The organism is Kribbella sp. CA-245084, assembly GCF_050942355.1.
In the GTDB taxonomy this organism is placed as follows: Bacteria; Actinomycetota; Actinomycetes; order Propionibacteriales; family Kribbellaceae; genus Kribbella.
This window is the reverse complement of the sequence record NZ_CP192053.1, coordinates 384,981-406,713: the sequence shown is the minus strand read 5'-3', so window position 1 is coordinate 406,713 and position 21,733 is coordinate 384,981. Positions and strand designations below refer to the sequence as shown.

The 21,733-nt window shown below is 67.7% G+C and carries 18 protein-coding genes and 1 riboswitch; of the genes, 9 read left to right on the top strand and 9 right to left on the bottom strand.

The features are described 5' to 3' along the window. Positions 1-26 precede the first annotated feature (26 nt). A complete protein-coding gene (locus tag ACQPYH_RS02080) occupies positions 27-1,487 on the bottom strand; it encodes a DUF4038 domain-containing protein (RefSeq protein ID WP_432885749.1) in 1,461 nt (486 codons plus the stop codon). Between the two features lie 46 nt (positions 1,488-1,533). Next, positions 1,534-1,667: riboswitch (FMN riboswitch) on the top strand. A 91-nt stretch (positions 1,668-1,758) separates the two neighbouring features. Between ACQPYH_RS02080 and ribB the strand changes: the two genes are divergently transcribed. Further along, entirely contained in the window at positions 1,759-2,373 is a 615-nt protein-coding gene (gene ribB / locus ACQPYH_RS02075; protein WP_432885747.1) for a 3,4-dihydroxy-2-butanone-4-phosphate synthase, read from the top strand. Here the strand turns inward: ribB and ACQPYH_RS02070 are convergent. The 7 genes from ACQPYH_RS02070 to ACQPYH_RS02040 are packed head-to-tail and all read right to left on the bottom strand — an operon-like array spanning position 2,357 to position 9,212. Continuing rightward, positions 2,357-3,325 (bottom strand): transketolase family protein, encoded by a 969-nt coding sequence (locus ACQPYH_RS02070; RefSeq protein WP_432885745.1) that lies wholly within the window; start codon positions 3,323-3,325, stop codon positions 2,357-2,359. The genes ribB and ACQPYH_RS02070 overlap by 17 nt on opposite strands. Continuing rightward, the gene (locus ACQPYH_RS02065; RefSeq protein WP_432885743.1) at positions 3,322-4,200 is read right to left on the bottom strand and encodes a transketolase; all 879 of its coding nucleotides are present in this window, start codon (positions 4,198-4,200) and stop codon (positions 3,322-3,324) included. Before ACQPYH_RS02065 ends, ACQPYH_RS02070 begins: the two co-directional genes overlap by 4 nt. Positions 4,201-4,208: 8 nt before the next feature. Further along, entirely contained in the window at positions 4,209-5,204 is a 996-nt protein-coding gene (locus tag ACQPYH_RS02060) for a sugar phosphate isomerase/epimerase family protein (RefSeq protein WP_432885740.1), read from the bottom strand. Positions 5,205-5,212: 8 nt separating this feature from the next. Then, the gene (locus ACQPYH_RS02055; protein ID WP_432885737.1) at positions 5,213-6,109 is read right to left on the bottom strand and encodes a carbohydrate ABC transporter permease; all 897 of its coding nucleotides are present in this window, start codon (positions 6,107-6,109) and stop codon (positions 5,213-5,215) included. After that, positions 6,106-7,023: a carbohydrate ABC transporter permease gene (locus ACQPYH_RS02050; protein WP_432885734.1), complete on the bottom strand. Its 918-nt coding sequence runs from the start codon at positions 7,021-7,023 to the stop codon at positions 6,106-6,108. Before ACQPYH_RS02050 ends, ACQPYH_RS02055 begins: the two co-directional genes overlap by 4 nt. A gap of 3 nt (positions 7,024-7,026) precedes the next feature. After that, complete coding sequence (locus ACQPYH_RS02045) at positions 7,027-8,322, bottom strand: ABC transporter substrate-binding protein (protein ID WP_432885731.1); 1,296 nt, start codon at positions 8,320-8,322, stop codon at positions 7,027-7,029. After that, positions 8,319-9,212, bottom strand: a complete 894-nt coding sequence (locus ACQPYH_RS02040; RefSeq protein ID WP_432885729.1) for a nucleoside hydrolase — start codon at positions 9,210-9,212, stop codon at positions 8,319-8,321. Before ACQPYH_RS02040 ends, ACQPYH_RS02045 begins: the two co-directional genes overlap by 4 nt. Positions 9,213-9,332: 120 nt before the next feature. On the opposite strand from ACQPYH_RS02040, the gene ACQPYH_RS02035 reads away from it, so the two are divergent. Then, on the top strand, positions 9,333-10,802 hold the full coding sequence (locus ACQPYH_RS02035) for an FGGY family carbohydrate kinase (RefSeq protein ID WP_432885727.1): 1,470 nt from the start codon (positions 9,333-9,335) through the stop codon (positions 10,800-10,802). Here the strand turns inward: ACQPYH_RS02035 and ACQPYH_RS02030 are convergent. Beyond that, positions 10,789-11,607, bottom strand: a complete 819-nt coding sequence (locus ACQPYH_RS02030; protein ID WP_432885724.1) for a hypothetical protein — start codon at positions 11,605-11,607, stop codon at positions 10,789-10,791. The two genes, ACQPYH_RS02035 and ACQPYH_RS02030, sit on opposite strands and share 14 nt — an antisense overlap. A gap of 226 nt (positions 11,608-11,833) precedes the next feature. Here ACQPYH_RS02030 and ACQPYH_RS02025 point away from each other — a divergent pair, with 226 nt between their 5' ends. The 7 genes from ACQPYH_RS02025 to ACQPYH_RS01995 all read left to right on the top strand — a co-directional run bounded on the left by ACQPYH_RS02025 (position 11,834) and on the right by ACQPYH_RS01995 (position 21,680). Continuing rightward, on the top strand, positions 11,834-14,962 hold the full coding sequence (locus ACQPYH_RS02025) for a hypothetical protein (RefSeq protein ID WP_432885722.1): 3,129 nt from the start codon (positions 11,834-11,836) through the stop codon (positions 14,960-14,962). A gap of 148 nt (positions 14,963-15,110) precedes the next feature. Then, positions 15,111-15,839 carry a cupin domain-containing protein gene (locus ACQPYH_RS02020; RefSeq protein WP_432885719.1) on the top strand — a complete coding sequence of 243 codons (729 nt, stop codon included), beginning with the start codon at positions 15,111-15,113 and terminating at the stop codon, positions 15,837-15,839. 11 nt (positions 15,840-15,850) lie between these two features. Next, positions 15,851-17,011, top strand: coding sequence for a Gfo/Idh/MocA family protein (locus ACQPYH_RS02015; protein ID WP_432885717.1), 1,161 nt, complete (start codon positions 15,851-15,853; stop codon positions 17,009-17,011). Then, complete coding sequence (locus ACQPYH_RS02010; RefSeq protein WP_432885715.1) at positions 17,011-18,405, top strand: dihydrodipicolinate synthase family protein; 1,395 nt, start codon at positions 17,011-17,013, stop codon at positions 18,403-18,405. Before ACQPYH_RS02015 ends, ACQPYH_RS02010 begins: the two co-directional genes overlap by 1 nt. Then, positions 18,402-19,217 carry a sugar phosphate isomerase/epimerase family protein gene (locus tag ACQPYH_RS02005; protein WP_432885712.1) on the top strand — a complete coding sequence of 272 codons (816 nt, stop codon included), beginning with the start codon at positions 18,402-18,404 and terminating at the stop codon, positions 19,215-19,217. The genes ACQPYH_RS02010 and ACQPYH_RS02005 overlap by 4 nt, the downstream gene beginning before the upstream one ends. Positions 19,218-19,236: 19 nt before the next feature. Continuing rightward, positions 19,237-19,983, top strand: coding sequence for a sugar phosphate isomerase/epimerase family protein (locus ACQPYH_RS02000; protein ID WP_432885708.1), 747 nt, complete (start codon positions 19,237-19,239; stop codon positions 19,981-19,983). Positions 19,984-20,240: 257 nt separating this feature from the next. Continuing rightward, entirely contained in the window at positions 20,241-21,680 is a 1,440-nt protein-coding gene (locus ACQPYH_RS01995; protein ID WP_432885706.1) for a diguanylate cyclase domain-containing protein, read from the top strand. Positions 21,681-21,733: the final 53 nt, after the last annotated feature.

Here is a 21,733-nt window from a genome sequence, read left to right as displayed (position 1 = left end):
CCCCTCGAAACGTTCGGGAATACGGACTATAGGTCAGGCAGACAGAGGTAGACCCGAGGCGCTCCACCGGGGTCGGGGATCGGGGCGTTCCAGGCGTCGCGCTTGCCGGAGGCGACGATTGCGCCGTCGCGCGGGTCCACGATCGTGTACGCCAACGGGACCGTGTCGTCGAACACCATCACCGGGCCGCCGTTCTCGCGGTAGACGATCAGCATCCCGTCCGCGCCGCTGAGCGCACGCCCGGAGATCACCCGGGTCCAGTCCGGCGCCATGTCGGTGGTCGGCAGGCCCGCCAGGATCTTGCCGAGCATCCCGACGTACGTCGAACCCTCGAAGCCGACCGCCTCGCGCCAGCCCGCACCCGGCGCCAGGAAGAACTCGGAATGCCCCGGCTCCTCGGGATGCAGACGCCACTGCCACAGACTGCCCGCGCCGTAGACGACACCCATCGTCCCGCCCGCGCACAGGTTGCTCCAAGCCTCGTGCCCTTGCCACCAACCCTCGGCGACGCCTGTCCGGCCGGTGTGCTCGTACGTCGGTTCGCCGTTCGCGACTGCCTTGACCGGCTCATTGCGCCACATGTCCGCGACTCGCTCGGCGACATGCTCGCCAGTGTGGCCGGTCTGGCACCACTGGAAGTCGAGCCAGTCAGCGTTCTGGTGGGCGTTCGCGCGGATGTGCGGCCGGTAGTGGACGCCGGTCGGCTGCTCGTAGCAATCGACGGCGTGCACCTCGGCCCCACCCGCCGCGGTCTGCGGCTCGTCACCCGAGCCGTCGCCGCCGACCAGGTAGATCGCCGGCCGCGCGCCGTACCGCGCGACGAGGTAGCGGCAGTACGCCGCGTACTCCGCTGGCGGTACGACGGTGCCCGCCACGTCGAGGCCCTTCCAGCCGAAGCCCTGGAACACGGGCTGCAGCACCGGAACCAAGCCGTGCTCGACGAGGATGCCGAGCAGCTCGTCGAGGTACTGGAAGTAGTCGACGTTCAACTGGCTGAGATGGCCGTCCGGCAGGTCCTCGAAGCCGACGTCGAAGCCTTCGTCCTGGGTGCGATCGCGGGGTCCGACGGCGTGCATGTCCGGTTGCACCGTCATCAGCAGGACCGCGTTGAAGCCTTTGGCCTGTCGGTCTGCGGCGTACTCGCGCACCTGCTCGGGCGTGGCGCGCCAGGGTAGGGCCCAGGCTGTGTCAGCGATCAGCAACGCGGGACTTCCGTCGGCGTGCACCAGGTTGCGGCCGCCCGCAGACATCCGCCAGAAGCCGTGTGCGTAGAACGGATTGCCTTCTTCTTCTGCTGCTGAGATCTGGAAATGACCACCTGACCATGTCCACTGACCTGGCAACGGCGCAGCAAAACGCACACGGTACGTCTCACCGCCGTCCCAGAACGTAGGCCGACGCAGTACGAGACCGCTCTCGTGCTCGAACTCGACCCAGTCGCCGGTGGCCGGTAGTTCGATCTCGCGCCAGACGGATGAGATGGACATGACACTCCCGGGGATGCTCGTTGCCGTTAAGCTGATGATGAAAGACACACGTGCTCTGGGGTCGGTGAAATTCCGAGCCGGCGGTGACAGTCCGCGACCCGTGACTTCGCAAGAAGGAGCGGTTGACCTGGTGGAACTCCGGGACCGACGGTGAAAGTCCGGATGGGAAGACGCACGTGGCAGCTTCACGTTCCCTGCACGAAAACAGGGGCGTGAGGTCTGTCGTTGCCCCCGGAGTGCTGTCCAGAGCACTGCCGAGAGGACAACGACCGTGAACACCATCACCAGCCTGGACACCATCGAACGCGCTGTCGCCGAGCTCGCCGCCGGACGGCCGGTCGTGGTCGTCGACGACGAGGACCGTGAGAACGAGGGCGACCTGACCTTCGCCGCGAGCCTCGCCACGCCCGAGCTGATGGCCCTGCTCGTCCGCCACACCAGCGGGTACGTCTGCGCGCCCGCGGCGCCGGAGCTGCTGGACCGCCTCGAGCTCCCGTTGATGGTCCCGAACAACCAGGACAGCCTGCGGACGGCGTACACGATCTCGGTGGACGCGGCGACCGGTGTCGGCACCGGCATCTCCGCGGCCGACCGGGCGCGAACCGTCCGCGTGCTGGCCGACCCGGCGGCGCAGCCCGCGGATCTGATCCGGCCCGGTCACATCCTTCCGTTGCGCGCGGTCGACGGCGGAGTCCGGCAGCGCCCCGGTCACACCGAGGCCACTGTCGAGCTCGTCCGGCTGGCCGGCCTGCCGCCGGTCGGCGTGATCGGCGAACTCATGAACGACGACGGCACGCTGATGACCGGCAGGGACCTGCGCGCGTTCGCCGACGCTCATGACTTCGCGATGATCTCGATCGCCGACCTGGTCACTTACCTGTCGTGACGAGCCGGCGGGCGGCGTCGGCGATGCCCTCGGGGGACAGGCCGTATCGGTCCAGCAGGTAACCGGCCGACCCCGTCGGCGCGAACTCGGGGAACCCGAGGATCGAAACCCGCGCCGGATGATGCTGTACGACGGTCTCCGCGACCGCGCCGCCGAGTCCGCCGGCGGTCACGGCCTCCTCGGCGGTGACGATGCCGGCCGTCTCCCGCGCGGCCGCGACCACGGCGTCGGTGTCCAACGGCTTCACCGTCGGCATCGACAGCACCCGGACCGAGATCCCTTCCTCGGCCAGCCGCTCCGCCGCGGCGAGTGCTCGCCACAGGATCGTGCCGTTGCTGATCACCGTGACGTCGTCCCCTTCCCGGACCGTGATCGCCTTGCCGAGGCGGAATTCGTAGTCCTCCGAGTACACCTTCGGCACACTCATCCGGCTGACCCGGATGAACACCGGTCCTTCGGACGCCGCCGCCCAACGCAGCGCGGCCGCCGTCTCGATCGGGTCGGCCGGCACGATGATCCTGATCCCGTCGATTGCCCGCAGCCAGGCGATGTCCTCGACCGAATGGTGCGTCGGACCGAGTTCGCCGTACGCGACGCCCGGGCTCATGCCGCAGAGCTTGACGTTGGTGTTCGAGTACGCGACGTCGGCCTTGATCTGCTCGAGGGCGCGAGCGGTGAGGAAGCAGGATGCCGCCGACACGAACGGGATCCGGCCGCCGTTGGCCAGCCCGGACGCGACGCCGACCATGTCCTGCTCGGCGATCCCGACGTTGATCAGCCGGTCCGGGAACGCCTTGCGGAAGCTGTTCAGCTTGCTGGATCCGACCGAGTCGTTGACCACCCCAACGATCCGGTGATCGGCCTCGGCGAGCTGGGCCAGCGTCTCGACGTACGCGTCCCGGCAGTCGTAGCGCGGCTGGTCGGCGATCGAACGGGTCTCCACGACGGTCATGAAAGCTCCTTCAGGGCCTGCGCGAACTCGGCGTCGTCGGGGACGCGGTGATGCCAGGCGACGTTGTTGCTCATGAACGAGATCGGGTGACCCTTGTGCGTGTGGGCGATCACGAACGTCGGCTTGCCCGGCCGGAACGGTACGGCGGACAGCACGTCGAGCAGCTCGCCGTGATCGTGACCGTTCACCTCGACCACCGCGAACCCGAACGCGGCCGCCTTCTCCGGCAACGGGTCGAGGTCGTTGGTCTCCTTGGTGGTCGCGCCCTGCTGCAGCCGGTTCCGGTCGACGATCACGGTCAGCCGGTCGAGCTGGTACTGCGAGGCCGCCATCATCGCCTCCCAGTTCGAACCCTCCTGCAACTCACCGTCCCCGACGAGCACATACGTGCGGCGCATCGAGACGTCGAGCTTGGCCGAGAGGGCGTGCCCGACGGCGATCGGTAGACCATGCCCGAGCGGACCCGTGTTCGCCTCGACGCCGTCGACCTTCGTCCGGTTCGGGTGACCGTTCAGCGCCGACAGCGGTTTGAGGAACGTGGCGAGCTCCTCGACCGGCAGGAACCCGAACGCCGCGAGCGTGGTGTAGAGCGCGCCGGCGACGTGGCCCTTGCTCAGGATGAAGCGGTCCCGCTCGGGATCGTTGACGGTCGCGGGCGAGATGTCGAGCACAGCGCCGTACAGCGTGGACAGGATGTCGATCGCGGAGAAGTCACCACCGATGTGTCCGGCTCCGGCGTAGTGGACCAGCTTGAGGTCCTGGATCCGGATCTGCTTGGCAGCTTCGGCGATATGCGCGATCTGCTCGGTCCGGCTGCTGTGAGCAGGCAGCCGTCCGAGCACCGGCAGCGTCGCGTGCTCGACGGTGAGAGTCATGCGATCCCTCATGCCAGCTCAGCCATCGAACTCAGCAGCACCTTCTGCACCAGCTTCTGCGCGGCCAGCGCGTCGTGCGAAGCCTGGGCTGCTTTGAGGGCTTCCTCGTCGAGTACGTCGAGCGCGTGGTGGATCGCCTTCAGGAAGGTGATCGCCTGCTTCGCGGCCTGGACGCTGTCCTCGCGGAACGGGAACTGGTCCAGCTGCCAGACGCCCTCCCAGTTGTTCTTCCGCAGCGTGTGGAAGAACTCGAACGTCTCGACCAGGTGCACCGAGCCGACGACCATGTCGTCGTCCCAGCCCTTCATGTTGTCGTTGACGTCGATCGCGAAGAGCCTGTCGTAGTCGATCGCCAGCTGCGCCGCGTCGGCCGGCGTCTCCTGGCCGTACAGCGAGTGGCCGAAGTCGAGCAGGATGCCCAGGTTGGGCAGACCGATCTTCTCGATCCCGAGCAGCGTCCGGGCGACGTTCGGGAAGATGATCTTCACCCGCGGCTCGCGCGGCTTGTACTCGATCACGAAGTTGATGTCCGGGTGCGCCGACACCAGCTCCTTCAGGCCGTCGAGCGCGAGGTTCCAGATGTCGTGGTAGTCGACCTGGAACGGGTAGTCCCAGCCGTCCTGCCCCGGCCACAGCTTCACGTACGAGCAGCCGAGGTCCTTCGCCAGCTCGGTTGCCTGGTGCAACAGTTCCATCGCCTGCTTGCGGACGCCGGGGTCCGGGTTCGTGAACGAGCCCTTGACGAAGTCGCGGGTGTAGATCTCGGGCGTGATCGCGATCGCCGTGAGGTTGTTGCGTTGCAGCGCGGCCTTCACCTCGTCGAGCGTGCCGTCGTACCCGGCGAACGGCCAGTTCAGGTCGACCACGGACAGATCGCCGACCGCTCCGGCGCGGTCGATCTGCTCGAGCAGGGTGACGGGATCGCCGTACCCGTCCGTGGCGTAACGGTCCTTGTAGGTGGCGAAGTGCCAGATACCCGCGCCGAAGACCGGCATGTCAGTCATATTTGTTCCTATCCTTTGAGGGAGCCGGCGGTCAGACCGCCGACGATCCAGCGCTGGAGCAGGGTGTAGGCGATGAGGATCGGGACCACGGCGATCAGGATGCCCGCCGCGAGTCCGGTGTTGTTGTTGGCGAACTGGCCCTGGAAGTTCAGCAGTCCGACCGGGATGGTCTTGTGCGCGTCGGAGTTCAGCAGGATCAGCGCGAACAGGAACTCGTTCCAGGTCGCGACCGCGTCCAGGATCGCGACCGTCACGAGTGCGGGCACCGACAGCGGCAGGATCATCGTGAAGAACACCCGCCAGTCGCCGGCGCCGTCGACCTTCGCGGCCTCGATGATCTCGTCCGGGATCTGCCGGAAGAACGACTGCAGCACCAGCACCTCGAACGGGATACCGAAGGCCAGGTACGGCCCGATCAGCCCGAAGATGCTGTCGGTGGCGCCGAGCGAGCGCATCATGATGAAGACCGGCACGATCGTGATGTAGATCGGGATCGTCAGCCCGAGGAACACCGTGAACATCACCGTCCGGCGGAACTTCATCCGCAGCTTGGCCAGCGCGAACCCGAGCATCGCCGAGACCAGCACGCCGAGCGGCACCTTGATCGCGGCCAGGATCGCGCTGTTCTTGTAGGTCGTGGCGAAGTTGCCGATGTCCCAGGCGTCGGAGAAGTTCTTCCAGGTCAGCTGGTCGGGCCAGGACAACGGCCCGTTCCCGATGAAGTCCGCGAGCGGCCGGACGGCGGTGATCACCAGCAGCACGAGCGGTGAGATCCAGAACAACGCGACGACGATGAGGACCAGCGTGATCACCAGACCCCGGCGGCCCTTCGGCGACGTCGGCACCGGCTCGACCGCGGCCGTATCCAGCGGCAGGTCCACGCGGGCGGGAGCGATCGAGGTCATGACGCCTCCTTCGTCTGCGAGCGGACGTAGGGGATGCCGACCGCGATCGCGACCAGCGTGATCACGACGGCGATCGCCGTACCGTAGCCGGCTTGGTAGTACTGGAAGACGTTGAAGTACATCCACGTTCCCATCACCTGCGTCGACGTACCAGGACCGCCGTACGTCATCGCGTAGATCATGTCGAAGACCTTGAACGAGTCGATCAGCGACAACGCCAGCACGATGTAGTGCGCGGGCCGCAGGCTCGGCATCGTCACGTGCCAGAACTGTTGCCACTTGGACGCACCGTCCACGGTCGCGGCCTCGTAGAGCTCGTTCGGGATCCCTTGCAGGGCGGCCAAGTAGAGCAGCATCGGGAAACCGGTGCGCAACCAGATCGCCGGCACCATGACGGCCCACAACGCGGTCGAGTCCTGTCCGAGCCACGGCTGCGCCAGCCCGTCCAGCCCGATCAGGCGCAGGAACGAGTTGATCGCGCCGTACTGCGGGTTGTAGAGCCAGCCCCAGATGCTCGCGATGGACACCAGTGGCAGGACCGCGGGTGTGTAGAAGATCAGCCGCAGGATCGGCTTCCCGTGCACCTTGCCGTTCAGCGCGATCGCCAGCAGCAGGCCGATGATCGTCGGCACCGCGATCGTGACCACGGTCCAGATCAGGTTGTTCCGGACCGCCGTCACCACGACCGGGTCGTGCGGCAGCTTGAAGTAGTTGTCCAGGCCAACGAACTTGTACGTCGCGCTCAGGCCGTCCCAGTCGGTCAGGCTGAACCACAGGGACGACACCGCCGGGTAGACCAGGAAGGCGACGTACACCAGGAGCGCGGGCAGGGCGAACAACCACGGGGACCACCGGCCGCCGCGTTTGGGCTGCTTCTGCTGATTGGACCGTGCAACAGCGACTGTCGTTGCCATCGGCTAGCTCTTCGCCCAGGCGGAGACGATCTCCTGCATCTTCTTCGACGCCGCGTCAGGGGCGACCTTGCCCTGCAGCAGGTCGCTCTGCACGCTGAAGTACTGGTCGGCCTGCTTCTTCGGGAACGCCTGGTCCTGGATCGTGTAGAACGGGTTGTTCCCGTACTTCTGCGACCACTGCGCCGCCAGCGGCAGCGTCTTCGGGTCGGGCTCGGCGCCCTTGACCGTCGAGGCGGTGATGTTCATCGCCTTCTGGGTGGCCGGCTGGACGATGAAGTCGATCAACGCCGCGGCCTTGTCCGCGTTCCCGGACTTGGCGTTGATCATGTAGCCCTCGACGAAGCCCGAGTGCCGGGCCGGCGACTTGTCGGTCGGCAGCTCGAAGTTGCCGAAGGCGGACGAGCTCTTCTTCGCGGCCAGGATCGCCGCCGCCTCGGTCCACGGTCCGGTGATCGTGTACGCCGTCTTCCCCTGGACGTACCACGGCTCGACATCGGCCGGATCGAGGGCGAGCGCACCCTGCGGCAGCCACTTCTTGTCCTGCCACTTCTTGAACAGCGTGAACGCCTCGACCACCTCGGACCGGTCCCAGCTCTCGGCGCCGGTCAGCAGCTTGTCGTGCAGGTCCGGGCCGGCGGTGTGCTCGAGCAGGTACTCGAACAGCCGCATGATGTCCCAGCCGTACTTGCCGCCCAGCCCACACGGCGTGACGCCGACAGCCACCAGCTTGTCGTTCATCGCCTCGAGCTCGGCGTACGTCGTCGGCGGTCCGCTCACGTCGGCCTTGGCGAGCAGCGACTTGTTGTACCAAGCCCCTACCCCGAGGGCCAGGAACGGTACGCCGGACTTCACGCCGTCGAAGGTCATGCCGCCGATGGCGCGGGTGTTGATCTTCGAGTCCCAGCCGTACTTGTCGTAGTACTTGCTCAGGTCCAGTGCCTGCTTGGCCTTCGCGAACGGGCTGCCGATCTGACCGCCCCAGATCCGCCAGACGTCCGGGCCCTTGCCGCCAAGCAGCTCGGTCCGCAGCTTGTCCGGGTACACCGCCGCGCCGGAACCGGGCAGGCTGTCGACGGTGGTCGTCGTACCGTTCTGCGCGTCGAACTTCTTCACCTGGGCCTTGAGCAGGCCGATCGTGGAGTCGTCCTCGTAGGTGAACAGGCGCAGGTTGTTCGACGCCGCCTGGGTGGCTCCCCCGCCCGTCGACGCTCCACCGCCGGTGCAGGCGGACAGGCCGGCGCCGAGTGCGGCGGCGGACGTGAGGCCGAGGAAACCACGGCGGGTGTACGACGTGCTCATGAGGTGCTCCTTTGACGGGCAAAGCGGCGGATCTTGGCGAACATGTCCTCCAGCAGGAAGCGGACGTCAACCTGCTCGCAGACCTGGATGGGGTTGTCGGTGCCGGGCAGGTACCACCCGTCGACACCGAAGCGCGGCGCCGGACGGGTCCGGAAGTTGCCGCTGTGCGGGTAGAGCATCAGGGAGATCGCGGGCGAGTCGCCGAGGGAGCGGGACTCGATCGGCTCGCCGTGGTACGTCGCGTTCCACTCGACCAGCTGGTCGATCAGGTACCTGCCGAGCGGGCCGGCGTCGCCGATCTTCTCCTCGAGCTCCGCGTAGCTGACCGAGACCTTCGTGTAGACGTCGCTCGGGACCTGCCAGACGGTGATGCCAGAGCCGAACACGACGTTCGCGGCGTGGATGTCGTTCGACAGGTTGAACTCCAGCCGGTGGTCGGCCGCGTAGCCGTTGTAGCCGCGGCCGCCGATCCAGACCACGATCATGTCCCGGTTCACCAGATCGGGCTCGAGCAGGATCGCCGACGCCATATCGGTGATCGGGCCGAGGAACGCCACGAACAGCGGGTCACCCTTCGAGGCCAGCTTGGATTCCTCGATGATCAGCCGGGCGCCGGGCGAGTCGAGCGGGGTCTGCTCATCCGGGATGCCGGTGGTCGCGCCGTTCGCGACCGGGACCTTGCCGGTCAGGTCGAGCAGGTCCAGCAGCAGGTCGATCTCCTCGCGGGACTCCTCCATGCTCCGGTCCGACCGGTGGGTGCCGAAGTGCGCGGGGATCAGGCCGCGTACGTCGAAGGTCGGCGACAGCAGCCCGTGCACGATCGCGAACTGGTCGTCGGCCTCGTTCTTGGCATCGGTGTTGATGATCACCCGGCGTCTACTCGGCTTCACTCGCGCACTCCTCGGTTCCTGGATTTGTGAATAGATATTCAGTAGTGCATAGGCTGTCGCCATGAGTGTCGCCACGAGGCTAGAGTCCCGTCAAGGGTTCAGTTGAAACTTGGAGGGCGGATGGTCCAGGCGGTACTCGCGATCGACCAGGGCACGACCAACTCCAAGGCCGTCCTGGTGGCCCCTGACGGGAGCGTTCTCGCGACGGGCTCTGCTCCGGTCGGTCTGTCCACGCCACGGCCCGGTTGGGTCGAGCAGGACGCCGAGGACCTCTGGCAGAGCGTGCTGCGGGCGATCGCAACGTGCCTCACCACCGCGACCTCCTCGGTCGACCTCGCGGGGATCGCGCTTTCCACTCAGCGCGAGTCCGTCGTCGGCTGGAGCCGGTCAGGCGAACCGGTCGGCCCTGTCCTCGGCTGGCAGGACACCCGCACTGCCGCCTGGTGCGCCCAACTGCCTTCCGCCGTTGACGATCTGGTCCGTCAACGGACCGGGCTCCGGGTGGATGCGATGTTCTCGGCACCGAAGATGCGCTGGCTCCTCGATCAGTCCGACGCCCTGGTCGGCACCGTCGACGCCTGGTTGATCCATCGGCTGACTGGTTGCCGTGAGCATCTGACCGAGGCCGGGAACGCCTCTCGGACGCTGCTCTACGACACGGTGCGGTTGGACTGGTCGACGGAATTGCTCGACGCGTTCGGCGTACCGCGGTCCGCGCTGCCCGAAGTACGGCCGTCCGACGCGGGCTTCGGCGTGACCGCCGGCGTGCCGGGTCTGCCGAACGGGATCCCGATCATCGCCGTACTCGCGGATTCGCATGCGGCCATGTACGGCCAGGGGTGCACGCAGACCGGGATGGTGAAGGCGACGTACGGCACCGGGTCGTCGGTGATGACGCCGGTGGACGGGTTCGTCGAGAGCGGCTGCACGCTGGCCTGGTTGACGGATCGGCCGGTGTACGCGCTCGAAGGAAACATCGTGTCATCAGGCGCGGCGCTCGCTTGGACGGCCGACCTGCTCGGCCTGCCCGACGTCGGCGGCCTCGTCGCCCTTGCCGCAACCGTGCCGTCGGCAACTCTGCCGTCGGCGACCGTGCCGTCGGCGACAGTGCCGTCGGCGACAGTGCCGTCGGCGGATGGCGTCGTACTCGTGCCGGCCTTTGCCGGGCTGGGCGCGCCGCACTGGGACCGCGAGGCGCGGGCGGCGTTGACCGGGATGAACAGCTCGACGACTCGCGCCCACATCGCCCGGGCGGCTGTCGACGCCGTTGCGCATCAGATCTGCGACATCACCGACACCATCCCAGGAGGGGTGAAGAGCCTGCGTGCTGATGGCGGGGCGACTGTGTCGGAGCTGGTGATGCAGACCCAGGCGGACCTTCTCGGCCGGCCGGTCGAAGCTGCCGACGTACCGGAGGTTTCCGCCCTCGGCGCGGCCGAGCTGGCCTGGACGACCTTGGGTGCGACGACCGGCTGGGCCGCGCGGCGTTCGTACCGGACGTTCGAGCCCCGGCTCGATGCCGCCACCCGCGCCGAGCTCCGGACCCAATGGGCCCGAGCGGTCGCCTCCGTCCGGGTCAGGCCAGCCTGACCCGGAAGATCGCCACGCGGGCGTTGTGGTCGTCGACGTTCATCGGGACCACGTTGGTGGTGACGAGGTCGAGCTGCACGGTGCCGTCGCCGGGCAGCCAGTTGATCCGGTCGATGCCGTCGGCGAAGACCTTGCGCTCGGCGTCCTGGCCGGTCGCCTTGTCGTAGCTGGGATTGTTGGTGTCCGCGGTCCAGATCACCAGGTGGCCCTTGTCGTTGTGGGCCATCACCCGCTCGCGGTGGGTCTTCTTGTGCAGGTCGTAGTAGGCACGCAGGTTCGGGTTCTGGTCACCGTTGTACGCGCCGTGCAGGTAGTGCGTGTTGATCAGGACGAACTTCAGCCCCGGATGCGCGCCGTGCTCGACGACGACCTCGTTGATCCAGCGCGGCGGGCTCACGTTCGGGACGACGCCGTGCACGAAGGTCGGCTTCGAGTTGATCACCTTCCACGGCGTCGGGACGGAGATCGGCACCCGGTAGGAGCTGTGGTCGTTGAGGAACGCGTTGGCGTAGGCGTCGCCGAAGTTCTGGCTGATCATTGCCGGCTCGCCGGTGTCGCCCTCGCTGATCTCCTGCCAGCCGACGAACGGCCGGTTGCCGGGATCGCCGCTGCGCACAGCCTGGATCGCGGGCCCGCGGGCGGCGAGGTTCTTGCGGCCGATGTTCGCCGTGATCACGGGAAGCCGGAACCACTCGGTCGCCGCCGAGGCGGACCGGGCGCCTGCCACCGAACCGAACGCCGCGGCGCCGGCCAGCGCACCGCCACCGATCATCAGGGCTTGCCGTCTGCTGATCCTGTTGGCCATGCATGCCTCCACAAGAGTCCGGCCGTTCGACCGGGGGCGGGTGTCTTGTCGACGAGCTAGGACGGACCGTACTGCGCCACGGTTCCAACCAGACGGTCCCGCTGTCTGTTGTTCGGCACTCGTTTGGTGACCGGCTGTAACAGCTCGCATGCCACCTCGATATAGCAGGTAGGGGGAGCCGGCCAGGTGTTCGTATCGCCGGCGCTCACGTTCCGGGGAGGCGAACGTGACCGTTACTGCGCAGAACCCACCTGCTCCGGCGAAGTTCGGAACTGTCGGGGCATACCTGGCCGTTCTCGTCATGCTCGCGCTGGCGATGAACGAGCTCAGCCTGCTGTCGGCCGGCTTTCTGGACGCGAACGGCCAGTCCTGGTCGTTCAACGAGATGTCCGGGCCGCATCCGGCGGCGCGGATCGAGCAGTGGAACCTGATCCTGACAGCCGATCAACTGAAGCATTGGCAGGAACTTCTGGGCGACTACCTGTTCCTCGATTTCCTGTTCATCGGCACGTACACGATCGCGCTGACCCGGCTGCTGCCCTGGTGGGCAGTCGCTCCGCTCGCGATCCTCGACGTGGCCGAGAACAGTGTGACCGCAGTGCTCGGCCACGTTCAGCGCTGCGCCGGCGAGGACTGCGTTTCCGACGGCCTGGTCACCGTGCTGACCTGGTTGACGGCGCTGAAATGGCTGGCGGTGGTTGCCCTCGTCGCGGTTGGACTCGCCAAGGTCAAGGACACCTCGCTGGGCCGGATCTGGCGGGCCTTGTACCTCCAGCGATTCAGCCTGCTCGCGTTCCTGCCGATCGCGGCGCTGGCGGTCATCCCGGGCAGCAACGTCCTGGACCAGATGCCGGATGTCCAACGCCGCTGGCTGGATTCGGGCACTGGGCTCAGTCACGCGCTGCTGGCCGGCGCGGTGTACCTCGTCGTCGTACTGCCCGCGATCTTCCTCCTCGGCAGGCTGCGCAGCGACTGGGCTGTCCGGCGAGTGAACGGCGCCGCCATCATGTGGCCGTTGTACGACGGACCTTGCCGGACGAAACCGCGTCGGTTCGACTTCCGGCTGTGGATCATCGGTCCGCTGCTCCTGCCGCTGATCGCCCTCGTCATCCAACTGGCCGGACGAAGTCTGGGCACTGTCTTCTGGTTGCGGCTGGCGATCTTCTGCGGCATTCCGCTGGTCGTTGTCGTGTCATCACTCCTGCTGCGCCGGTTCGCGTCCCCGCGGCCGCGATCCCTGCGTCCCATCTACCCCGAGTACGCGCACGATGTGATGGCGGCGGGCGATGCGTTGACGGTGGCAGCTTTGTCCCTGGCCGGGCTGGGGATGATCCGTGCGTTCACCGCACCGGCGGCTCTCAACCGGGCGGACATGGCTTCGGCAGCGCACTTCCCCGCCTGGATCGCGTTGCTGATCGGCGCGGCGCTGACCATCGCTCCTTGGCTCGTCGCGGGTCCGGTGCTGGGAACGATCGCCGGGTGGGCGACCGCCGGCGGTGCTCGCGGGTGGATCGGCAAGCTCCTGACACCTGGCCTTGACGCCAAGCCCGACGGCGGTCCACTCCGCTGGTGGCGGTTCGGTCTGCTCTTCGGCGCAGTTGCCGGATTCGTCCTGCTTGCGGCGTTCCCCCGGCCGATCGCCGACGGCGTGGGTGTGCTCGCCGCGGTGATGCTCGCGCTCAGCGTCCTGGTCGTCATGGTCGGCTTGATGGTGGTCGCCGCCCAGGACCGGCAACCGCCCGAGCTCTTCCAGTCCCTCCACCAGCATCTGCGCACCCGCTCGACCCCGATCATCACCCTGCTGCTCATCGCGCTGATCGCGACCGGACTGGCCGGTGGGAAGAACGACATCCACCCTGTGATCGCCGCCGGAACGGTCCCATCGCGACCGAGCCTGCAGATGGCGTTCGACGCCATGCTGCGGCAGCCGGGGTGCAGTGTCCCGTTCCAGGCGGGCGATGACCTCCTCCGGGAGAGCCGGCCGGCCCAGCTCGGCACGTTCTCGTTACGCCCGATGCTGATCCTGGCGGCCGAAGGCGGCGGCATCCGCGCCGCGTACTGGACGGCAGCGACGCTCGACCGGATAGGTGCTGCAGGCAACGGTTGCGGCGGGCACTCGACGCTGTTCTCGACCGGTGCGAGCGGGGGCGCGCTGGGGATGGGCATCGGCAGGTTCACCGACCAGCCCCTGGCCTCGGTACGAACGATGTCCGGGCACGAGGCACTCGGCGCCGCGACGATCTCCTTGCTGGCCGGGGATCTGCTGGCGAGTACGACGGGCGTGCGGTTCGCGAACAAAGCGCCGTACCGTGAACCTGTACGGCAGTCGCTCGACCGCGCCGGGCTGATGGAGACCAGGTGGGAGGCGATGCTGGCCGGCTTCCACGGGCCGTTCTTGGCCTCGGATCCGAGCACGGCCGCGGCGGAGGGAAGCAACGCCGTCACCGGCCAGCTGATCCTCAACACCACAGCCACCAAGGACGGCTGCATCGCGCTCGTGAGCCAGGTCGATCTCACCGAGGGAGCACGAACGGCCGGAAACGAACCCGTCTGCGGGTCGTCCGGAGCCGGAGCGCACAACTACGACTTCTTCGGCGCGTACGGGCGCATTGACGGAGACATGCCGGAGGACTGTGTCGGCGACCTGCCCGCGTTGTCGGCCACGATGCTCGCGAACCGCTTCCCGTACATCACCCCGTCCGGTACGGCGGCACGCTGCCGGGGACTGGAACCGGCGCAATTGGTGGACGGCGGATACACCGACAACACGGGTCTCGGCACGGTCAACGATCTTGCGCCGCAATGGACCGGGCTGGTCGAGCATCACAACGACGCCGTGCTGGCCAAGGGCACCGGCGAGCTCGTCGTACCGATGGTGGTGTACATCGAGAACGGGACCGGGCCCGACTACAGCACCGGATCCGCGACCGAGATGCTCTTCGACAACCGGATCCCGCCCGGGACCGGCTGGAAGTGGCCGTCTGCGGCGCCGCTCGTACCGGAGGCGGTGGTCCCCGTTGTGACCAAGCTGGTCACGGGGCGCGGTGACGGTACCGACGCCCGCAGGATGCTGTCCGAGCTGAGCCGTAAGTTGTCCGCCGACTCGCTCTGCACCTCTCCGCAGAACCTGTGCACGCTGCTGCGCAGCCAGCAACTGCTCCCGCACAACCTCTACGTCGTGCACCAAAGCACGCAACCGTCGCTGTCTGCCCCGCTCGGTTGGGTGCTGTCCGCAACCAGCCAGGCCGACCTGGACAGCGACCTACTGGCGCAGGCCACAACCGCGTGCCCAGACGCCTGCAAGCGCGGCTATCCCACGCTCATGGACCTCACGGCCGTCCTGACCACCAGCTGAGTCATCTACTTCGATGTAACTGGCCGCAGTCGGCCGGTTCTGGCCGGAGATCGCTTTCCGTTACAGGTTGACTCGCCGAAACAGCCCACCTATGGTTACGGTCACAGGCTGCGGAAAGCCCTTTCCCAGGCTCAGGAGGGAGGCGCGCATGTGTGAGTTCGAGCCCGGACCGGCCATGCCGCTGCCGGGTGGGATCGGTATCTCGAAACTGACGGTGTACGACGCCGAGGCCTCCGACGGCCTGGTCGGCGGTACGCCGCATGTGCACCTGGCCTGCTCCGAGGGGTACTACGTGCTCGCCGGCGAAGGCGCCGTGCAGACGCTCTCCACGAAGGGGTACAGCGAGACCGCGCTGCAGGCCGGCGCTGTGGTCTGGTTCGGGCCCGGGATGATCCACCGGCTCGTCAACCGCGGTGGCCTCCAGATCCTTGCCCTGATGTCGAACTCCGGTCTGCCTGAGGCCGGCGACGCCGTGATGACGCTGCCGCCAGCGCACCTTACCGACCGCTCGGCGTACTCGAAGGCGACTGCGCTCGCCGACGACGCGCGGACCGAGTCGGCGATGGCGCGGCGCGACCTCGCGGTCCAGGGATACGGCGTACTGCGGGAGCGGTACGAGTCGGAGGGGCCGTCCGCGCTGGACGACTTCTACGCGGCCGCGATCCGGCTAGTGCAGCCGCAGGTCGCGGACTGGCGGAAGCGCTGGGAGCAGGGCGCGCGCCGCCTCGCCGACGAGACCGGCACCGCGCTGGACGCGCTGGAGGCCGGGACCGCGCCGCACCTGGAATCAGCTGCGCTACATCAAATTCCTGCACCTACTGAGTCCGGCCTGCACGGCATGTGCGGCCGCCTCGACGTTTATGACACTCGAGCGTGAGAGGTACGACAGTGAACGAGCGACGCATCGGCATCGTGATGAACGGCGTCACCGGCCGGATGGGCCTGCGCCAGCACCTCGAGCGTTCCATCGTGGCGATCCGGGAGCAGGGCGGACTGCCCGCCGCGGACGGCACGATGATCATCCCCGAACCGATTCTGGTCGGCCGCAACGAGCTCAAGCTGCGGCGGATCGCCGAGCAGTACGGGCTGGAGCGGTGGACCACCGACCTGGCTGAGGCGCTGGCGCAGCCGGACGTCGAGATCTACTTCGACTCCCAGCTCACCCAGCTGCGCGAGAAGGGCGTCCGCGCCGCGGTCGAGGCCGGCAAGGCCATCTACTGCGAGAAGCCGATCGCCGAGAGCCTGGACGCGGCGGTCGATCTGGCCCGGACCGTGATCGACTCCGGGCTGAAGAACGGCGTCGTGATGGACAAGCTGTCACTGCCCGGCCTGCGCAAGCTGAAGCGACTGGTCGACGGCGGGTTCTTCGGCCGGATCCTGTCCGTCCGCGGTGAGTTCGGCTACTGGGTCTTCGAGGGCGACTGGCAGGAAGCGCAGCGGCCGTCGTGGAACTACAAGTCCGAAGAGGGCGGCGGCATCATCCTCGACATGTTCTGCCACTGGCGGTACGTGCTCGACCAGACGTTCGGTCGGGTTCAGTCCGTGTACTGCCAGGGTGCTACGCATATTCCTGAGCGGGTCGACGAGCAGGGCGACAAGTACGCCGCCACCGCGGACGATGCGGCGTACGGCGTGTTCGAGCTCGAGGGCGGGATCGTCGCGCAGATGAACTCCTCGTGGGCGACGCGGGTGTTCCGGGATGAGCTGGTCGAGTTTCACGTCGACGGGACTGAAGGGTCCGCGGTCGCGGGGCTGCGGCGGTGCCGGGCTCAGCACCGGTCGGCGACACCGAAGCCGGTGTGGAACCCGGACCTGCCGGCCACCGAGCCGTTCCGCGACCAGTGGGCCGAGGTCCCGGACAACGAGCCCTTCGACAACGGCTTCAAGGTCCAGTGGGAGATGTTCCTGCGCCACGTAGTAGACGACACCCCCTTCACCTGGGACTTCATCGAAGCCGCCAAGGGCGTGCAGCTGGCCGAACTGGGCCTCCAGTCCTGGCACGAAGGCCGCAAACTCGACGTTCCTCAGCTCGACCTCGAGGTCAAGTAATGACGCTGGAACTCAAGCTGCCTACAAGCGCCGGAAACCTCGCCAGTCCCACGTCGGCCGGCGGCGCTGAAGGCGGTGGTGTGCGGGCGGATGCCTCAAACGGTGGGGCCGGCGCGGCGCGCGGCGCGGCGGCGCGCGGCCACGCGGAAGGTGAGCTGCGGGGCAGCGGCGCGGAGGGTGTGCTGGGCGGCAGCGGCGCGCGGAGTGGTGCGGGTGGACCAGGCGGCGGCTCGCGGGGCGTGGTGAGTGGCTGGGCGAGTTCGGGTGGTGGTGGGTTGGAGACGTATCGGTTGGTTGGGCGGCCGGTTGCTGGGGGCACCTATTCGGTGGCGACTTCTCGGGTGGCGTTTGCGGCGGCTCATGTTGTTGCGGATCCGTTGGGGGATAACTCGCCGGGGGCGCCGGCGGTGGTGGATTGGGAGCATACGCTGGGGTTTCGGCGGTATTTGTGGTCGTTGGGGTTGTCTGTGGCCGAGGCTATGGATACGGCGCAGCGTGGGATGGGGCTGGACTGGAAGGCTACGCAGGAGCTGATTCGGCGGTCGGCGGGTGAGGCGCCTGAGGGGCGGATCGCGGTTGGGGCCGGGACGGATCAGCTTGCGCCTGGCAAGCATTCGCTGGAAGACGTGGTCTCGGCGTACGAAGAGCAGTTTGCGGTGGCGGAGGCGGCTGGTGCGCAGCCGATCATGATGGCGAGTCGTGCGCTGTGCGCGGCAGCCGAATCGCCCGATGACTACCGGAAGGTTTACGACCGCCTTCTCACCCAGTCGACCAAGCCGGTGATCCTCCACTGGCTCGGCCCCATGTTCGACCCCGCCTTGGAAGGCTACTGGGGCAGCGGATCGTTCGAATCCGCCGCCGACACGGTCGTTGGCCTGATCAACGACCACGTGGCGAAGGTCGACGGCATCAAGATCTCGTTGCTCGACGCATCGTATGAAGTTGCCCTACGCAATCGACTCCCCGAAAGCGTCCGGCTCTACACCGGCGACGACTTCAACTATCCCGAGCTGATCCGCGGCGACGAGAACCACCACAGCGACGCCCTCCTCGGCATCTTCGCGGCAATCGCCCCTGCCGCCGCGGCCGCCCTGAAGGCCCTGGACGCTGGCGATCTGGCCGAGTACGAGCGGGTATTCGCACCAACCGTCCCGCTCGCCAGGCAGATCTTCTCCGCGCCCACGTACTACTACAAGACCGGAATCGCCTTCCTGGCTTGGCTGAACGGACACCAGCCCGGCTTCACGATGGTCGGCGGCCTCCAGACGGGCCGGTCGCTCCCGCATCTCGCCGACACCTTCCGCTTGGCCGACCAGGCCGGCGTACTCACCGACCCTGAGCTCGCCGTCGACCGGTTCCGCCAACTGCTGCGCGTGAGCGGTGTCGACGCATGAACAGGTACAGCCTCAACCAGGCGACAACGAAGTACTGGCCGCTCGAAGACGTCGTCGCGGCGAGCGCCAACGACGGCCTCGAATGGATCGGCCTGTGGCGCGAGCCCATCCAGGAGTACGGCGTCGACAAGGCGGCGAAGCTCGTCGCCGACGCCGGCCTCAAGGTCTCGTCGCTGTGCCGGAGCGGGTTCTTCACGTCGACCGATCCGGCCGAGCGCAAGGCGAAGAGCGAGGACAACCGGCGCGCGATCGACGAGGCAGCAACGATCGGTACGTCGGTCCTGGTCCTCGTCAGCGGCGGACTGCCCGCGGGTTCACGTGATCTCGACGGTGCGCGCGGCATGGTGCGCGACGGGCTCGCCGAGCTTGCGCCGTACGCCGAAGAACGTGGCGTGAAGCTCGCCGTCGAGGCTCTGCATCCCATGTTCTGCTCGGACCGCTGTGTGGTGTCGTCGCTCGGCGGCGCGCTCGATCTGGCTGAGCAGTTCCCGGTGTCGCAGGTCGGCGTGATCGTGGACGCCTACCACCTGTGGTGGGACGCGGATGTGTACCGGCAGATCGAGCGGGCCGGTGAGCGCATCCTGTCGTACCAGGTCAGCGACTGGGTCGTCCCGCTGCCGGAGGACACGCTGCTCGGGCGCGGCATGATGGGCGACGGTTCGATCGAGCTGCGCCGGCTGCGCGAGGCGTGCGACGCGGCGGGGTACGACGGGCCGATCGAGGTCGAGATCTTCAACCAGCAACTGTGGGACGCGCCCGGCCAGGAGGTCTTCGACCTGGCCCTGGCGCGCTACAAGGAACACGTCATCTAGTTACCGAGGAGCTGTCTGCATGACTATTCCCGCCGGTGGTATCGGGATGCACCTCTACACGATGCGGGACGTTCTGGCCGAGGACTACCCGGGGACGCTGAAGCGCCTCGCCGGGATCGGCTATCAGACTGTCGGCGTGAGCGGTCGGTTCGACCACAGCGCCGAGGAGATCCGGTCGTACGCCGACGACGCCGGGCTGAAGATCGTGCTCGAGCATGTCGGGTACAAGCGGCTGGCCGACGACTGGGCCGGCGCGCTCGCCGATGTGAAGACGCTCGGCGCGCAGTGGGCCGTCGTACCGTCGATCCCGTCCGAGCAGCACTCCATCGAGGGCTTCAAGGCCGCGGCGGCCGCATTCACCGAGGCCGGGAAGGTGGCGCGCGACGCCGGGCTGAAGCTGCTGTTCCACAACCACGGGCGCGACTTCGACGAGGTCGACGGGCAGGTGCTGTACGACATCCTGCTGGGCGTGGACCCGGAGCTGCTCGGCTTCGAGTTGGACCTGTATTGGGCGGTGGACGGCGGGCACGACCCGGCGAAGCTGTTCCAGGAGCACCCCGGCCGGTTCCCCGCGCTGCACGTCAAGGACATGGCCGAGGACGGTTCGTGGGAGGACGTCGGCGCCGGCAAGCTCGACTTCGGCGCGATGTTCGAGCACGCCCAGGCGGGCGGCGTGAAGCAGTGGCTGGTCGAGCACGACAAGCCCACCGACGCCTGGAAGTCGGCCGAACGCAGCTACCGCGGCCTGACCGAAATCCGGTACTGAGAAGTTCTCACGACTGTGAGAACGAACGCTGCGGGGGCGACTGACGGCTCCGCACCGTCGCGAGCAGGTGCTCGGTGCGGTGCATCGGCGCGCGGGGGCGAAGGTCTCGATGCGGAGCATCGTGGCCTTCGGTCCCGTGCGGCGAGGTGCCGTGCCGAGTGCCGCGCAGTAGGTGCGGAGCCGTCAGTCACCCCCGAAACCGGATCAATTCCGTTTACGTCTGCTCACAGCTCGTGAGATCGGCCTATTCTCGACGGGTGCAGAACGATCCAACGGTACGGCTCAGTGCCGTCCGTCGCCTGTACGAAGTGAGCGCCCGGATGGGCGCTGGGCGAAGCCTTGCCGAAACACTGCAGGCCGTCGTCGACGGCGTCGTGAACGGGCTCGGCTTCGGGATCGCCGTACTGAACCTGCGGCACGCGGAGGGCAAGTTCGAAGTGATCGCGGTCGCAGGTTCACCCGAGGCGCGCGAGGCGCTGCTCGGGCGGGTCAGTGCGCCGGACATCTTCGACACCGAGTTCGCGATCGCGGACGCGTGGGGCAAGCTGCGCTTCGTGCCGCACGAGCGGCTGCCCGAGGGCGAGGTCGTCGGGTGGGTGCCCGACGTACCCGTCTCCAACGATCCGGGCGCGTGGCATCCGCTCGACGCGCTGTTCGCGCCGCTGTACTCCTCGGACGGGGAGCTGGTCGGGATGCTCTCGGTCGACCTGCCCGAGGACCAGCGCCGGCCCGGGCCGATCCACCGGGAGCTGCTGGAGATCTTCGCGACCCAGGCCGGGCTCGCGATCGACAAGGCGCGGCTGACGGATCAGTTGCTCGCCGAGAAGACGCGGCTGGAGGCGAGCGAGGCAACGTTCCGGCTGGTCTTCGAGGGCGCCGGGAACGGCATGGCGACGATCGGCTTCGACGGGCCAGAGCGCGGCCGGATCCTGCGGGTCAACGACGCCTTCTGCCGGATCACGGGGTACGACGCCAGCGATCTGCTCGGGGCTCGGCTGGCGCAGTTCCTGCGCGACGAGGAGCCGGGGTCGACCCGGACCGACCTGGAAGATGTTGCTGCTGGCAACGGTACGTACCGGTTCGAGCGGGTGTTCACGCAGCCGAGCGGGAACGCGATCTGGCTCGGCGGTACGGCGGCGATCGTCGAACAGGGCGCCGAGCGGCCGCGGATCCTGCTGATCCAGATCGACGACGTGACGGCCCGCAAGGACGCCGAACGCGAACTCCGCCACCACGCCGCTCACGACCCACTCACCGGCCTGCCGAACCGGCGGTTGCTGCAGCACCGATTCACGAAGGTCCTCGAGCGGACCCGCACGACGGGCCGTCCCGGCGCGCTCCTCTTCTGCGACCTGAACCACTTCAAGCTCGTGAACGACGGCTACGGCCATGAAGCGGGCGACCGCGCGTTGCGCGAGATCGCGAACCGCCTGACCACGGCCGTCCGCCACGGCGACACAGTTGCGCGGCTGGGCGGCGACGAGTTCGCCGTACTAGCCGAAGACATCGCCGGCGACGACCTGACCGCGCTGATAGGCCGCCTGGAGTCCGCCGTCAGCCGCCCCCTCCCCAACATCGCAGTAGAGGTCACCACCAGCGTCGGCACAGTCCCCATCACCCCCACCACCACCGACCTAGACACCCTCCTCCACGAGGCCGACCAGGCGATGTACACGGCGAAGAACCGCCGCCCGTAAACACGGATTGCACCAAGTTGCAGGTCCAGTGGCTTGAACGGGAGTGCGCGGGT